Source organism: Pseudomonas sp. PDM04 (assembly GCF_014851765.1).
Lineage (GTDB): Bacteria > Pseudomonadota > Gammaproteobacteria > Pseudomonadales > Pseudomonadaceae > Aquipseudomonas.
Map to the genome: position 1 here is coordinate 357,032 of NZ_JACVAI010000005.1, position 13,276 is coordinate 370,307.

The following is a 13,276-nucleotide window of genomic DNA, read 5'->3' on the forward strand; positions in this document are numbered from 1 at the left end:
GATATGACCGACTCCAGTCTCTCCGCAAGCCCCTCGAGCTTGAAAATCTACTTCCGCCTGCTGGGTTATGTGCGGCCATACATCAGCCTGTTCCTGATCAGCATCGTCGGTTTCCTGATTTTCGCTTCGACGCAGCCAATGCTCGGCTACATCCTCAAGTATTTCGTCGATGGCCTGTCCAATCCCGAGGCAGTGCTGTTCCCCAGCGTGCCTTACCTGCGTGACCTGCAACTGCTGCAAGCCGTGCCGTTGCTGATCATCCTGATTGCGGCGTGGCAGGGGTTGGGATCCTATCTGGGCAACTACTTCCTGGCCAAGGTGTCGCTCGGGTTGGTGCATGACCTGCGGGTCCAGTTGTTCAATAACCTGCTGGTGCTGCCGAACCGTTACTTCGACAAGCATAACTCGGGTCACCTGATTTCCCGCATCACCTTTAACGTAACAATGGTGACGGGGGCGGCGACAGATGCGATCAAGGTCGTAATCCGTGAGGGTATGACGGTTGTCTTCCTGTTTGCCTCGTTGCTGTTCATGAACTGGAAGCTGACCCTGGTCATGGTCGCGATCCTGCCGCTGATCGCGGTAATGGTGGGCACCGCGAGCAAGAAATTCCGCAAGCAGAGCAAGAAGATCCAGGCCGCTATGGGCGATGTCACGCATGTGGCCTCGGAAACCATCCAGGGTTATCGCGTGGTGCGCAGTTTCGGCGGGGAAGTCTACGAAGAGAAACGCTTCCTCAAGGCCAGTCAGGGCAACACCGACAAACAATTGCGCATGACCCGTACCGGCGCGATCTACACGCCGCTGCTGCAATTGGTGATCTACAGCGCCATGGCCGTGCTGATGTTCCTCGTGCTGTTCCTGCGCGGCGATGCTTCCGCCGGTGACATGGTGGCCTACATCACCCTGGCAGGCTTGCTGCCCAAGCCGATCCGCCAGCTGTCCGAAGTCAGCTCGACCATCCAGAAGGGTGTAGCGGGTGCCGAGAGTATCTTCGAGCAACTGGACGTTGAGCCGGAAATCGATACCGGGACCGTCGAGCGTGACGCCGTCACCGGTCGCCTGGAGGTTCGCCACCTGAGCTTCACTTACCCCGGCACCGAGCGCCAGGTACTCGACGATATCAGCTTCGCGGTCGAGCCCGGGCAAATGGTGGCGCTGGTGGGGCGTTCGGGCAGTGGCAAGTCGACCCTGGCCAACCTGATCCCGCGCTTCTATCACCACGACAAGGGCGAGATCCTGATCGATGGCGTCGAGGTCGAGCAGTACAAGTTGCTGAACCTGCGCCGGCACATCGCCCAGGTGACCCAGCACGTCACGCTGTTCAGCGACACCGTGGCCAATAACATCGCTTACGGCGATCTGGCCGGTGCGCCACGTGAAGACATCGAAAAGGCCGCCAGAGATGCCTACGCCATGGACTTCATCGCGCAACTGCCGCAAGGCCTGGACACCCAGGTCGGCGAGAATGGCGTATTACTGTCCGGCGGTCAGCGTCAGCGCCTGGCGATTGCCCGGGCCCTGCTGAAAAATGCGCCGTTGCTGATTCTCGATGAAGCCACCTCGGCGCTCGACACCGAATCCGAGCGGCACATCCAGGCGGCACTGGACCAGGTCATGAAGGGCCGGACCACGCTGGTCATCGCTCACCGCCTGTCGACCATCGAGAAGGCCGATCTGATCCTGGTCATGGATCAGGGCCGGATCGTCGAGCGCGGCACGCATACCGAGCTGCTGGCACAGAATGGCTACTATGCTCGTCTGAATGCAATGGGCCTTGATGCGCCGGCTGAAGACATCGCCTGATCACCTGGCGGTCATGTGTGCTGACCAACCCAAGCTCGCAGCCTGTGGTTTCGACCCTGGACAGGCTGCGATTTTGACTTTTGACCGTCACATTCATGCCATGCGCCAGCCCTGCGCCAACCCTGTGCTAATATCCCGCCCTTGTTCATTTTGTATGTGGGTTGCTCCATGAAGTTGTCCATGCCGCGATTCGATCAAGCCCCTGTATTGGTGGTCGGCGATGTCATGCTCGACCGCTATTGGCATGGTGGTACCTCACGGATCTCCCCTGAGGCGCCGGTTCCGGTGGTCAAGGTCGAACAGATCGAGGACCGTCCGGGCGGTGCCGCGAACGTTGCCCTGAACATTGCCGCGCTTGGCGCCCCCGCCTCGCTGGTCGGTGTCACCGGTGATGACGAAGCTGCCGAAAGCCTGGCCAACAGCCTCAAGGGGGCTGGCGTGCGGGCGTTGTTCCAGCGTATTGCGCATCAGCCGACCATCGTCAAGCTGCGGGTCATGAGCCGTCACCAACAATTGCTGCGCATTGATTTCGAAGAACCGTTCGCCACCGACGCCCTGGCGCTGGGCGACCAGGTCGACGAATTGCTTGAAGGCATCAAGGTGCTGGTGCTGTCCGACTACGGCAAAGGTGCGTTGAAGAATCACCAGGTATTGATCCAGGCCGCCCGCGCCCGTGGCATTCCGGTGCTGGCCGATCCCAAAGGCAAGGATTTCTCGATCTACCGGGGTGCGAGCCTGATTACCCCGAACCTCAGCGAATTCGAAGCCATCGTTGGCCGTTGTGTCGATGAGCATGACCTGGTGGGCAAAGGCGCGCAGTTGATGCAAGACCTTGACCTGGGTGCTTTGCTGGTGACTCGCGGTGAACATGGCATGACCCTGTTGCGCCCGGAGCATCCGGCGCTGCACCTGCCTGCTCGTGCGCGGGAAGTGTTCGACGTGACCGGTGCCGGCGACACTGTGATTTCCACCCTGGCCGCTGCCATTGCGGCTGGCGAAGAGTTGCCCCATGCGGTAGCCCTGGCCAATCTGGCGGCAGGCATTGTGGTCGGCAAGCTCGGTACGGCGGCCATCAGCGCTCCGGAGCTGCGTCGTGCGATTCAGCGCGAGGAAGGTTCCGAGCGCGGCGTGCTGGGCCTGGAGCAACTGCGGTTGGCGGTTGACGATGCGCGGGCGCACAAAGAGAAAATCGTTTTCACCAACGGTTGCTTCGATATCCTGCATGCCGGTCATGTGACCTACCTGGAGCAGGCGCGGGCCCAAGGCGATCGCTTGATCGTTGCGGTCAATGACGATGCATCGGTCAGCCGCCTGAAAGGGCCGGGCCGTCCGATCAACAGCGTCGACCGTCGCATGGCCGTGCTGGCGGGACTGGGCGCGGTGGATTGGGTCATCAGCTTTTCCGAGGGCACTCCGGAAAATCTCCTGCGCGAAGTCAAGCCCGACGTTCTGGTCAAGGGCGGCGATTATGGAATCGACCAGGTGGTTGGTGCGGACATCGTGACGGCTTATGGGGGCACGGTGAAAGTGCTGGGCCTGGTGGAAAACAGTTCGACAACGGCTATTGTCGAGAAGATTCGCAACCATTGAACTTGATTGACGACGCCCGTTTCATACTGGGGAGGAACGGGTTTTATCGTGAACATCCAGCCACGCCGATGATGTTCGTGGGTATTCACGCAATGCTCTTGCCCACTTATATAGTGGTAAAAGAATGATGAAAGTAATGCTCCTGGTGATGGACGAACAGCGCGTCATTCTGGATCGTCTCTATGAAGTCGTGCAGCAAAACTGCGACGAGTGCGTTATCTATCGCCTGAGCAAAAAGCAGCAGTTGAAACTGGGACCCTTTCTCGCTTCAGTCAATTATCAGTCTTTCGACCGGGTGGTGATCTTCTCCAGGGTCAAGCGTCTTGTTCCTCAACTTCGCGTGTTGAAATGCATACCGGGCCTGGTTTTTCTCGAGCATGACGCTTATCAGAACTACATGCCCGACAGTAAGTACCAGAGGGTTTACTCGCGCCTGTACAGCCGTTTGCCAAGTTCTCGTGCACTGGTTTCCGGCGCTGTTGTCGCGCGCCGGATGCAAGCCGAGAATATTGATGCCGTGTTCGTTTCCAAGGGATACGACGAACAGATGTTGCATAACACCGGACATGTGCGGGATATCCCGGCGGGGTTTCTGGGGAGTCTGAAAAGTACCGAGTATACGCAGCGCAAGGCATTGCTTGAGTCGCTTGCCCGGCGTACTGGCATGTTGGTGACCCGCACCAAGTCGGGAGCCGAATACCTGGAGATGCTCAATCGCATCAGGGTCTTCGTGAGTGCCGACCTCGGCATGAACGAATTCATGATCAAGAACTTCGAGGCTATGGCCTGTGGCTGCGTCCTGCTGGCATGGAGCCAGGGCGAAGAAGACGAGCTGCTGGGTTTTCAGGATATGCACAACACGGTCTTCTATCGCTCTGAAGAGGAGGCCGTGGAAAAACTCAAGCTGCTGCAGAACGATCCGGAGCTGACGGCGCGTATCGCCAGTAATGGGCAGGCATTCGCCGAAAGCCGGTATTCCTTTGCACGTGTAGGGCGCACGCTCGCCGCCGAGATTCAGCGGGAAATGCGCCCTTGGCAACCACCTTCCGCATTCACCCGTTTCTGGGTCAAGGTGCGATACGGCATGCAGGTTCCAGAGCGGTGAAAGGAATTCAACCGCCGCCAGTCGCTGAGCACATGGCGCTGGATGCGCTGCCAGGCGGTCATCAGTCCATTCAGGACGCATTGCCCCAGGCGTTGAAGAATTGCTTGCGCAACGCTTCACGGGTGCTGCTTGTGGCCAACAACCCGGCCATTACCCGCGAAGAATTCCAGGCGCTGAACATGGGGGCTGACGATGTGGTCGTCAGCTTCAACAAATGTGTCCTGGCGCCGCTGCTCGATCCGCGAAGCGTCAATCTGTTCGTGCACGGGTTCAATGCGCCGGACGCCTATTTTTTCGGCCTGCCCTACGGCCCGGAGGTGCAGCGGATCTTCGACCATGTCGATGCTCGCTGTTTCACCCTGTTGGTCGGGTGCACTGGCGCCATGTGCCCCTTGCCGCAAGTAGCGCTCTTTTGGGAGCGCATTCCGCTACCGGCCTTGTGGAACTACCCGGTCGATCGCCCGGACGGTAAACGCTATGTCGGACCGACCACCGGGTTCAACGCACTGGTGTTGTTCGACTGGTTGCGTGGCCAGGAGGGCTACAACTATCAGCTCATGACGTTGGGTTTCTCCAACGAGGCGGGCAAACGCTGGGGCGGGCATGCCTGGGATTACGAGCGCGACTGGTTGCAGCGATCGAGTGTCGTCGCCATCCCGCTGCGGCGTCGCCGGTGGTGGCAGAAGCTGTTCAGTCGTGCATGACCGATCACCGGGAACCAATGGGGCGGCGCAAGTGCGGCTTGATCAATTTTCATGGGGTGCTGTCGAGTGTTGAATATTGCGGTGGCTTTTTTTGGTATCCCGAGAAACTCGCCCATCTGTTTTCCTTCCATTGAGGAAAACGTCCTGGCACGGCTGCCTTCCGACAGCAACGTAAAGTGCTTTTACCACCTGTATGAAGTCAACGAAGTGCAGAACTCGCGTTCGGGCGAACAGGGGGAGTTGAAGGCTGACAACTACGAACCCTTCAAGTCCATGACCGGACAACTGACTTCGACCGACGGCGTACTGGAACGCTGGGACTTCGAGCGAGTGAAGGCGCAGGGCGATACCTGGGCCGATGATTACGCTTCACTGCGCAACTTGATCTATCAGCTCAATTCACTGCACACGGTCACGACCATGATGGAGTCGTTCAATCCCGATTTCGTGGTCTTCGTGCGCCCGGACATCTTTTTTCACACGGCGCTCCCCGCTTATGTGTTCAAGCACTCCGAAGCCCGGCGGCTCAATACCTACATTCCGGACTGGCAGTGGTGGGGTGGGCTGAACGACCGTTTTGCCATTTGCGGGCGTGACACCTATGTCGCTTATGGCAAAAGGATCGAGCGAATCTTCGATTTCAGTCAAGCCACGGGAAGAAAACTGCACTCCGAGCGGCTGCTCAAGTTTGTCCTGCAGCAGGCCGGTGCGAAGATCTGCACGGTGCAAACCCAGGCTTCGCGCGTTCGCATCACGGGAGCCTTTGCCGAGGAATCGTTTTCCCCCAAGCGCGGCATGGGCAAGCGCGAGAACCGTTATTTCCATTTCTTTGCCCGATTGCGCACCTTGATGGACAAGCGGCGAGCCTGAATCGAACCGGGGTTTCGGTTCGAGTTACTTGCGCAAGCTTCCCCGCACCAGACGGACCAGGCCCAGTGCCTTGACGCTCAGTTTTTTCAAGCCGTGGCGCGGGGGCTTGGGCACTTCCAGGCCCTGTTGAATCACCCAGTCCTTCCAGCGAACCCGTTCCTCGCGCACGGTCCAGCCATCCTGGATGGCAAAGCTCTCTGCCAGAAAAAGTCCGCGGGTGCTGGCGGGCAGGAGCTTGTCGCGCTTGAGCGTGTACAACTCGGCAAGCGGCTGCCCATCCTTGAGGGGCATCAAGTACAAGTCCGGACGCTTGCGATCCAGGCGGGCCACCAGTTGGTCGCCCTCCAGCCGCTCATCGACATGAAACAGGCTCAGGGACTTGGCTTCCCTGGGCACTTCCAGGCGCAAGTCATAGATCAACTGCAGCGAGGCGGTCGGCAGATGCACGTAAGCCTGCGGCCGTTCGATCAGTTGCAGATTGGCGCAGCGCACCGGTCGTGCCGCGCCGGACAGCGGCGTCAGGCGAAAAGGCAGCGCCTCGCGGTAATGCAGCGCGGACGAGTAGGGGGCGGGCAGCCAGGTGTCATTGAAACGTCCGCCGAGCCAGCCTTCCGGCGTTTCCAGCAGGCACTCCTCGGCAATCTCCTGGATCGCCGTGTGCAGTGGCAGGTTCAGTTCGTGGGCCGGCACGTAGCCGGAAATCAGCTTGAGGACCACATCGCCACGGTCCTGCCGCCGTTGGCGCACCAGCACCCAGTAATCGCGGTTCTGCCAATGCAGGGTCAGGCGCACCGAGACCCCGAGGTTGGCCAGTTCCAGGGCGAACCGTTCGCTGTCAGCCACCGCCACCGGGCGTCGCCGGTGCAGGGTCTGGGAGAAGTTGAGCGGCATGCCGACGCTCTGGTAACTCAAGCCTTCGGGGGTCGCTTCGACGAATAGCGGCAGGGTCTTGAAGTTGCTCGGGTTCTTTCTTATGAGCGTACGCGGCATGTCGGCTCCTGCTTAAGGCCGCGAGGGCGGCATCAGTGTCTGCCCAGAACCTGGGCAACGGTCGCGACGTTGTGGGCGAGGTGCAGCGGATTGATGGTCCCGACAATAGCACTGGCCACACCCGGATGTTCAAAAAGCAACTCGAAGCTGGCACGCACCGGGTCCACGCCGGGGCTCAGGCAGACGTGACCACTGGCAAGGGCTTTCTTCACCAGGATGGCTTTGCCGTGAGCAGCAGCATAGTCAATGACCGCCTTCTCGTGCTGCTCGTTCAGATTGTAGGTGACCATTGCACAATCACCTTGCTCCAGCGCCTTCAAGCCGCCGTCGACGGTTTTGCCGGAGAATCCGAAGCCGCGAATCTTGCCTTCGGCCTTGAGCGCGGCGAGCGTGGTGTAGACCTCGCTGTCGTTGAGAATCGCCAGGTCGTTGCCATCGGAGTGCACCAGCACCAGGTCGATAAAATCCGTTTCCAGGCGCTGCAGGCTGCGTTCCACCGAGAGCCGGGTGTGCGCCGCGCTGAAATCGTGCCGGGACTGGCCGTCTGCAAATTCTTCGCCGACCTTGCTGACGATTACCCATTCGTGGCGCTGGCCACGCAGCAGTGGGCCAAGTCGTTCTTCGCTGCGACCGTAGGCGGGGGCCGTGTCGATCAGGTTGATGCCCAGGTCGCGGGTCAGCTTGAGCAGGCGGCGCGCGTCGTCATCGTCGGGAATCTGGAAGCCATTGGGGTACTTCACGCCTTGGTCGCGCCCGAGTTTGACGGTGCCCAGGCCCAGCGGCGAAACCTGCAGGCCGGTGCTGCCCAGTGGTCGATGCAGATCGTGGAGGGTCGGTACGCTCATGGCAGCAGTTGCTCCCAGGCCGGGATGCCCATCGGTGGTTTCGGCAGCTCGGGCAGCGGCGCCGAGTGACCGGGCTGGATGCCGTCACGTTGCAGGGCGCTGATGACGCGGTCGGCGAAGTCCGGTGCCAGGGCCAGCTTGGTCGGCCAGCCGACCAGCAGGCGGCCCTGTTCGGCAAGGAAGGCGTTGTCCGGACGGGTCAGCCCCGTTTGCAGGGGCTCGGCACGGTCGACACGCAGGGTTGCCCATTGCACGGTGTCGAGGTCGATCCATGGCAATAATTGAGCGAGTTCTTTCTGTGCGGTCGCAATCTGCTCCGCCGGTTCGCGGGCGACGCCCTCGGCTTCGGCGATGTCTCCCCCCAGGTACCAGACCCATTGGCCGTCGGCAGCCGGGTGAGTGGTGATGGTGAGACGGGGTTTGGTGCCGCCGCCCAGGCAGTGGGCATACAAGGGTTTGAGGCCTGGCCCCTTGGCGATGATCATGTGCAGCGGCCGGCGCTGCATGGCCGGCTGGCTCAGCCCCAGTGCCTCCAGCAACGTCGCGGTGCCAGCCCCGGCACTGATGACGATTCGCTGGGCGCGAATTTCCCGTGCGTCGACCTTCAGGCCGACCAGCAGGCCATCTTCCAGCAAGGGTTCGATGTGCTGCCCGGCGAGCAGGCCGTCACCGGCCAGGTCGGCCAGGCGCTGGATCAGGCTCGGGACGTCGATCACCAGTTCCGCCAGGCGATAGACCTTGCCCTTGAAACGTTTGTCTTGCAGGGCTGGCGGCAACTGGTCGCCCTTGACCTGATCGACACGGCCGCGCACCGCCTTGCTGGCGAAGAAACTGGTGAGGTTGCCGGCGAGCGTGCCGGGCGACCACAGGTAATGCGCTTCGGACAGCAGGCGCACACCGGACAAGTCCAGCTCGCCGTCGCCGGCCAGGGCTTCGCGCCAGCGGCGCGGCATGTCGGCGATGGCTTCCGAGGCGCCGGTGAGCGCACCGTGCAGCGCATACTTGGCGCCGCCGTGGATGATCCCCTGGGACTTGACGCTCTGCCCGCCACCGAGGGTGGCGCTTTCCACCAGCACGGTCGAAAAACCCTGACGGCGCAGGCGCGCATTCAGCCAGAGGCCGGCGACACCAGCGCCGACAATCAGAACGTCGGTGGAAATAACGGATGGCATGCAGCGACCTCAGTGTTCAAGACGAGGTCGCAGTATACAGACTACCGTTCGATCGAAACCTGCGGGAGCGTTCCCTGGTCAATGCCCCGCCGTTTTGGAAAACAGCTGGATAACCACCACGCCCAGCACGATCAACGCCATCCCCAGCATCGCCGGCACATCGAGTTTTTGCCCGTAGATGAACAGGGCCGCGACGCTGACCATCACGATGCCCATGCCCGCCCACACGGCGTAGGCCACGCCGACCGGAACGCTGCGCACCACCAGCGTCAGCATCCAGAAGGCAATGCCGTAGCCGGCGATGACCAGAATCAGCGGCAGTGGCGTACTGAATCCCTTGACGGCTTTCATCGAAACCGTGGCGATCACTTCGGCGCAGATGGCGATAGCCAGATAGTAGTAAGCAGTCATGGGAATCTCCTCATGTGACGTGTTGCATTCCGAGTCGACATTCTAGTGATTCAACAGATGCGGTAAAGTCATTACCTATCTGATTTGGAGATGGGTTAAGCATGCAATGGGATCTGGATCAATTGCGCCTGTTTGTCAGCGTAGCGGAGCATCGGTCGTTTTCGGCCGTGGCGCGCGAGCAGCGCAAGGCGCAATCGGCGGTGAGCAGTGCGATCGCGCTGCTGGAAGAGGACCTGGGCGTGAGCCTGTTCGATCGCAGCAGTGGCCGGCAGCCCAGGCTCACCGGGGCCGGCAGTGCCTTGCTGGAGGAGGCGCGGGAGGTGCTGCGCCAGTGCCAGCGCCTCAACGGCCGGGCGTTGGCGATGATGCGCGGGCAGGAGGCGCGTATCCGCCTGGCACAGGATGAAGCGATGCCCTTCCAGCCGGTCATCGACAGCCTTGACGCATTGGCCGAACAATTCCCCAGCCTGGAGGTTGAGTTATCCAACGGCACGCAAGGCGACGTCGCGCGCAAACTGGTGGAGCGCCGCGCCGACCTCGGGCTGTTGTTCTATCACGAGCAGATTCCCGAGGCGCTGGAGCGGCGAGTGCTGGGCAGTATCGACATGGTCACGGTCTGTGGGGTCGATCACCCGATGGCGGCCATGGGCGAGGTCAACTGCCAGCAACTGGCCCAGCATCGCCAATTGCTGATGGCCGCCCAATCCAGCGTCTACCCCGGCAGCGAGCCCGCGAGCCCGCAGGTCTGGCGAGCTGACAGTTTCTACGTGATCGCCGAATTGCTGATGCGCGGCCTCGGCTGGGCGTGGCTGCCGCGCAACGTCGTGCAGTATTCCGGTTATCACGACAAGATCGTCGAACTGACCAGCGAATGGACACCGCCGGCGCTGGTGGTGGAATTGGTCTGGCGCCGCGACGAGCCCCTCGGCCCGGCCGCCCGTTGGCTGGCGGAATGTTTTGCCGTGCACTTGCAGGCGATCGGCGAGAAAAGTCGATAAACTCCGCCGCCATGAACAGAACTCTCTATACCGCGCTGTTTTACCTGGGGCTGCCGTTGGTAGCGATTCGGCTCTGGCTGCGCTCGCGCAAGGCGCCAGCCTATGCCAAACGCGTCGGCGAGCGTTTTTCCTTCGGCCTGCCGACGATGAAACCAGGGGGCATCTGGGTGCACGCGGTGTCCGTTGGCGAGAGCATTGCCGCCGCGCCAATGATCCGTGCGCTGCTGCAGCGCTATCCGACGTTACCGATCACCGTCACCTGCATGACTCCGACCGGTTCCGAGCGCATCCAGGCCTTGTTCGCCAACGAACCGCGCATCCAGCACTGCTATTTGCCCTACGACCTGCCGTGCGCTGCCGCGCGCTTTCTTGATCGGGTGCGCCCGACCCTGGCGGTGATCATGGAGACCGAACTCTGGCCCAATCACATTCACCAGTGCGCCAGACGCGCGATCCCCGTGGCGCTGGCCAATGCCCGACTGTCCGAGCGTTCCGCCAGGGGTTACGGCCGATTTGCCAGGCTGACCCAGCCGATGCTCGCCGAGATGAGCCTGTTCGCGGTGCAGACCGAAGCCGAAGCCCAGCGCTTTCGCGACCTGGGTGCCCGTGCCGACACCGTCGAGGTGACCGGTTCGATCAAGTTCGACCTGACCATCGACCCGGCCTTGCTCCAGCGCGCCGCCGAGTTGCGCGAGCAATGGCAGGCGCAGGAGCGCCCGGTGTGGATCGCCGCCAGTACCCACGACGGGGAAGACGAAGTGGTGCTGGCGGCGCATCGCCAGTTGCTTGCCAGTCATTCCGATGCGTTGCTGATTCTGGTGCCGCGCCATCCCGAGCGTTTCAATACCGTGTTCGACCTGTGCCGGCAGCAGGGTTTCGCCACGGTCCGTCGCTCAGGTGGCGAGCCGGTGAGCGCCGGCACTTCGGTGTTGCTGGGCGACACCATGGGTGAATTGCTGTTTCTGTATGCCCTGGCCGACAGTGCCTTTGTCGGCGGCAGCCTGGTGCCGAACGGTGGCCACAATTTGCTGGAACCGGCCGCACTGGCGAAACCGGTGCTCAGTGGGCCGCACCTGTTCAACTTCCTGGAAATCGCCGCGCAGTTGCGCAGTGCCGGCGCTTTGCAGGAAGTGGAAGACGCCGAAGGTCTGGCGCTGGCAGTGCAGCGCCTGTTCGAATTGCCGCGCGATGCGCAGCGCATGGCCGAGGCCGGGTTGAAGGTCATGCGCACCAATCAGGGTGCATTGCAGCGCTTGCTGGACGGGTTAGGGCGGTTGATCGACAAAACCTGACTGACCGTTTTACAAACGGTGGGAGCGAGCGGACTCGCTCCCGCGGATCGGTCATGGCCTTGCTTTGAGCTGCGCCTCCGCCGCCTTGGCGAGGTCCGGTGGCAGGAAATCCTTGTCCGGGTTGTAGTCCGGCTTGAGGTAGCGCTTGAGGTCTTCCAGGTCCCCGGGGTTCAACGTACCGGCGGCCTGCTTCAGGCGCAGGTTGTCGAGGATGTAGTCGTAGCGGGTGTTGTTGTAGTCGCGCACCGAGTTGTACAACTGACGCTGCGCATCCAGCACATCGACAATGTTTCGCGTCCCGACCTGGTAACCGATTTCGGTCGCTTCCACCGCGCTCTGGTTGGAAATGATCGACTGCTTGCGCGCCTGGACCTGCTCCACATCGGTATTCACCGCGCGGTGCAGGTTGCGGGTGTTTTCCACCACTTGCCGACGCAGGCTTTCGCGCTGCTGTTCGGTCTGATCCAGTTGCGAGTAGGACTGGCGGACCTGCGAACTGGTCAGCCCGCCACTGTAGATCGGGATGTTCAATTGCAAGGCCAGGGTGGTCTGCTCGACGGGGCCGCCGTAGGCCTGGCCGAAGGCATTCGGGTTGCTGAAACCGAAGGCATCGTTGTCACCTTTTTCGTACTTCGCCACGGCGTCCAGCGTCGGCGCGTGACCGGCCTTGCGCTGCTTGAGGGTTTCTTCGGCGGCACTGACCGCGTAGTTGCTGGCCAGCAGGTTGAGGTTCTGCCGGGCGGCGGTGTCGACCCAGGCCTTGGCGTCGTTCGGTGCTGGCGGCAGGATCGGCAGCGTATGAACCATGCCCTGGATCGAGTTGTACTGACGGTTGGTCAGGGTGATCAACGCTTCGAACGCGTCGTCCACCCGCCGCTGCGCCACGATCCGGTTGGCCCTGGCGGTGTCGTAGCTGGCCTGGGATTGCAGCACGTCGGTCTTGTCCGACAGGCCGACGTCAAAGCGCTCGTTGGACTGATCGAGCTGGCGCTTGAACGCAGCTTCCTCGGCCTTGGTCGATGCCAGCGTGTCCTGGCTGCGCAGAACGTTGAAGTAGTCCTCGGCGGCTTGCAGGATCAGGTTCTGCTCGGTGGCCGAGAGTTGCAGTGCGGCCTGTTCATTGACGCTCTTGGCAGCCTGGTACTGGAACCAGCGATCGGCACGAAACAGTGGCTGCGCCAGCGTCGCCTGGTAGGAGTTGGCGCTGCGATTGGCAATGGCCGACGGTTGATTGATGTCGGTGCGCACATTGGCCACCTGGCCGCCACCGGACAGGTTGGGCAGCAGGCCGGCGCGGGCCTGGGGCACGACTTCCTTCTGGGCGCCATACTGGGCGCGGGCGGCGGCCAGGTCGGCGTTATTGTCCACCGCTTCCTGGTACACGCTGACCAGGTCGGTTTTGGTCGCCAGAGGCGCTTCTGCTGCCCAGGCCATTCCATTGGACGCACAAGACACGGCAACGGCCAGTGAGAGTTTGCGCAGCATTGAGGCGA

The 13,276-nt window shown here is 61.6% G+C and carries 12 protein-coding genes; 7 read left to right on the forward strand and 5 right to left on the reverse strand.

Annotated features, from left to right (window positions below):
- Nucleotides 1–3: 3 nt before the first annotated feature.
- From msbA to IB249_RS21235, 5 genes are all read left to right on the forward strand, one after another.
- Nucleotides 4–1,806 (forward strand): lipid A export permease/ATP-binding protein MsbA, encoded by a 1,803-nt coding sequence (gene msbA / locus IB249_RS21215; RefSeq protein ID WP_192307667.1) that lies wholly within the window; start codon nucleotides 4–6, stop codon nucleotides 1,804–1,806.
- A 168-nt stretch (nucleotides 1,807–1,974) separates the two neighbouring features.
- Entirely contained in the window at nucleotides 1,975–3,396 is a 1,422-nt protein-coding gene (hldE, locus tag IB249_RS21220) for a bifunctional D-glycero-beta-D-manno-heptose-7-phosphate kinase/D-glycero-beta-D-manno-heptose 1-phosphate adenylyltransferase HldE (RefSeq protein WP_192307668.1), read from the forward strand.
- Nucleotides 3,397–3,523: 127 nt separating this feature from the next.
- Nucleotides 3,524–4,501, forward strand: coding sequence for a glycosyltransferase (locus IB249_RS21225; protein ID WP_192307853.1), 978 nt, complete (start codon nucleotides 3,524–3,526; stop codon nucleotides 4,499–4,501).
- Between the two features lie 32 nt (nucleotides 4,502–4,533).
- The gene (locus IB249_RS21230; RefSeq protein ID WP_192307854.1) at nucleotides 4,534–5,205 is read left to right on the forward strand and encodes a hypothetical protein; all 672 of its coding nucleotides are present in this window, start codon (nucleotides 4,534–4,536) and stop codon (nucleotides 5,203–5,205) included.
- Nucleotides 5,206–5,271: 66 nt separating this feature from the next.
- Nucleotides 5,272–6,075 carry a hypothetical protein gene (locus IB249_RS21235; RefSeq protein WP_192307669.1) on the forward strand — a complete coding sequence of 268 codons (804 nt, stop codon included), beginning with the start codon at nucleotides 5,272–5,274 and terminating at the stop codon, nucleotides 6,073–6,075.
- 24 nt (nucleotides 6,076–6,099) lie between these two features.
- On the opposite strand, the gene IB249_RS21240 is transcribed toward IB249_RS21235, so the two are convergent.
- From IB249_RS21240 to IB249_RS21255, 4 genes are all read right to left on the reverse strand, one after another.
- Entirely contained in the window at nucleotides 6,100–7,065 is a 966-nt protein-coding gene (locus IB249_RS21240) for a metal ABC transporter ATPase (RefSeq protein WP_192307670.1), read from the reverse strand.
- Between the two features lie 32 nt (nucleotides 7,066–7,097).
- Nucleotides 7,098–7,910, reverse strand: a complete 813-nt coding sequence (locus IB249_RS21245; RefSeq protein WP_192307671.1) for an aldo/keto reductase — start codon at nucleotides 7,908–7,910, stop codon at nucleotides 7,098–7,100.
- Nucleotides 7,907–9,082, reverse strand: a complete 1,176-nt coding sequence (locus IB249_RS21250) for an NAD(P)/FAD-dependent oxidoreductase (protein ID WP_192307672.1) — start codon at nucleotides 9,080–9,082, stop codon at nucleotides 7,907–7,909. The genes IB249_RS21245 and IB249_RS21250 overlap by 4 nt, the downstream gene beginning before the upstream one ends.
- A 78-nt stretch (nucleotides 9,083–9,160) precedes the next feature.
- Entirely contained in the window at nucleotides 9,161–9,493 is a 333-nt protein-coding gene (locus IB249_RS21255) for a DMT family transporter (protein WP_192307673.1), read from the reverse strand.
- Between the two features lie 101 nt (nucleotides 9,494–9,594).
- Between IB249_RS21255 and IB249_RS21260 the strand changes: the two genes are divergently transcribed.
- Together IB249_RS21260 and waaA are read left to right on the forward strand one after the other, a co-directional pair.
- Entirely contained in the window at nucleotides 9,595–10,491 is an 897-nt protein-coding gene (locus IB249_RS21260) for a LysR family transcriptional regulator (RefSeq protein ID WP_192307674.1), read from the forward strand.
- 11 nt (nucleotides 10,492–10,502) lie between these two features.
- A complete protein-coding gene (waaA, locus tag IB249_RS21265; RefSeq protein WP_192307675.1) occupies nucleotides 10,503–11,783 on the forward strand; it encodes a lipid IV(A) 3-deoxy-D-manno-octulosonic acid transferase in 1,281 nt (426 codons plus the stop codon).
- A gap of 51 nt (nucleotides 11,784–11,834) precedes the next feature.
- Here the strand turns inward: waaA and IB249_RS21270 are convergent, their stop codons facing one another.
- Complete coding sequence (locus tag IB249_RS21270; protein ID WP_192307676.1) at nucleotides 11,835–13,268, reverse strand: TolC family outer membrane protein; 1,434 nt, start codon at nucleotides 13,266–13,268, stop codon at nucleotides 11,835–11,837.
- Nucleotides 13,269–13,276 lie beyond the last annotated feature (8 nt).

Bases quoted from the DNA above. Each gene is read 5' to 3' on its own strand.
- IB249_RS21270 (WP_192307676.1), bottom strand. From the start codon at position 13,268: ATGCTGCGCAAACTCTCACTGGCCGTTGCCGTGTCTTGTGCGTCCAAT.
- hldE (WP_192307668.1), top strand. From the start codon at position 1,975: ATGAAGTTGTCCATGCCGCGATTCGATCAAGCCCCTGTATTGGTGGTC.
- IB249_RS21250 (WP_192307672.1), bottom strand. From the start codon at position 9,082: ATGCCATCCGTTATTTCCACCGACGTTCTGATTGTCGGCGCTGGTGTC.
- IB249_RS21230 (WP_192307854.1), top strand. From the start codon at position 4,534: ATGGCGCTGGATGCGCTGCCAGGCGGTCATCAGTCCATTCAGGACGCA.
- IB249_RS21255 (WP_192307673.1), bottom strand. From the start codon at position 9,493: ATGACTGCTTACTACTATCTGGCTATCGCCATCTGCGCCGAAGTGATC.
- IB249_RS21225 (WP_192307853.1), top strand. From the start codon at position 3,524: ATGAAAGTAATGCTCCTGGTGATGGACGAACAGCGCGTCATTCTGGAT.
- IB249_RS21260 (WP_192307674.1), top strand. From the start codon at position 9,595: ATGCAATGGGATCTGGATCAATTGCGCCTGTTTGTCAGCGTAGCGGAG.
- msbA (WP_192307667.1), top strand. From the start codon at position 4: ATGACCGACTCCAGTCTCTCCGCAAGCCCCTCGAGCTTGAAAATCTAC.
- waaA (WP_192307675.1), top strand. From the start codon at position 10,503: ATGAACAGAACTCTCTATACCGCGCTGTTTTACCTGGGGCTGCCGTTG.
- IB249_RS21245 (WP_192307671.1), bottom strand. From the start codon at position 7,910: ATGAGCGTACCGACCCTCCACGATCTGCATCGACCACTGGGCAGCACC.
- IB249_RS21240 (WP_192307670.1), bottom strand. From the start codon at position 7,065: ATGCCGCGTACGCTCATAAGAAAGAACCCGAGCAACTTCAAGACCCTG.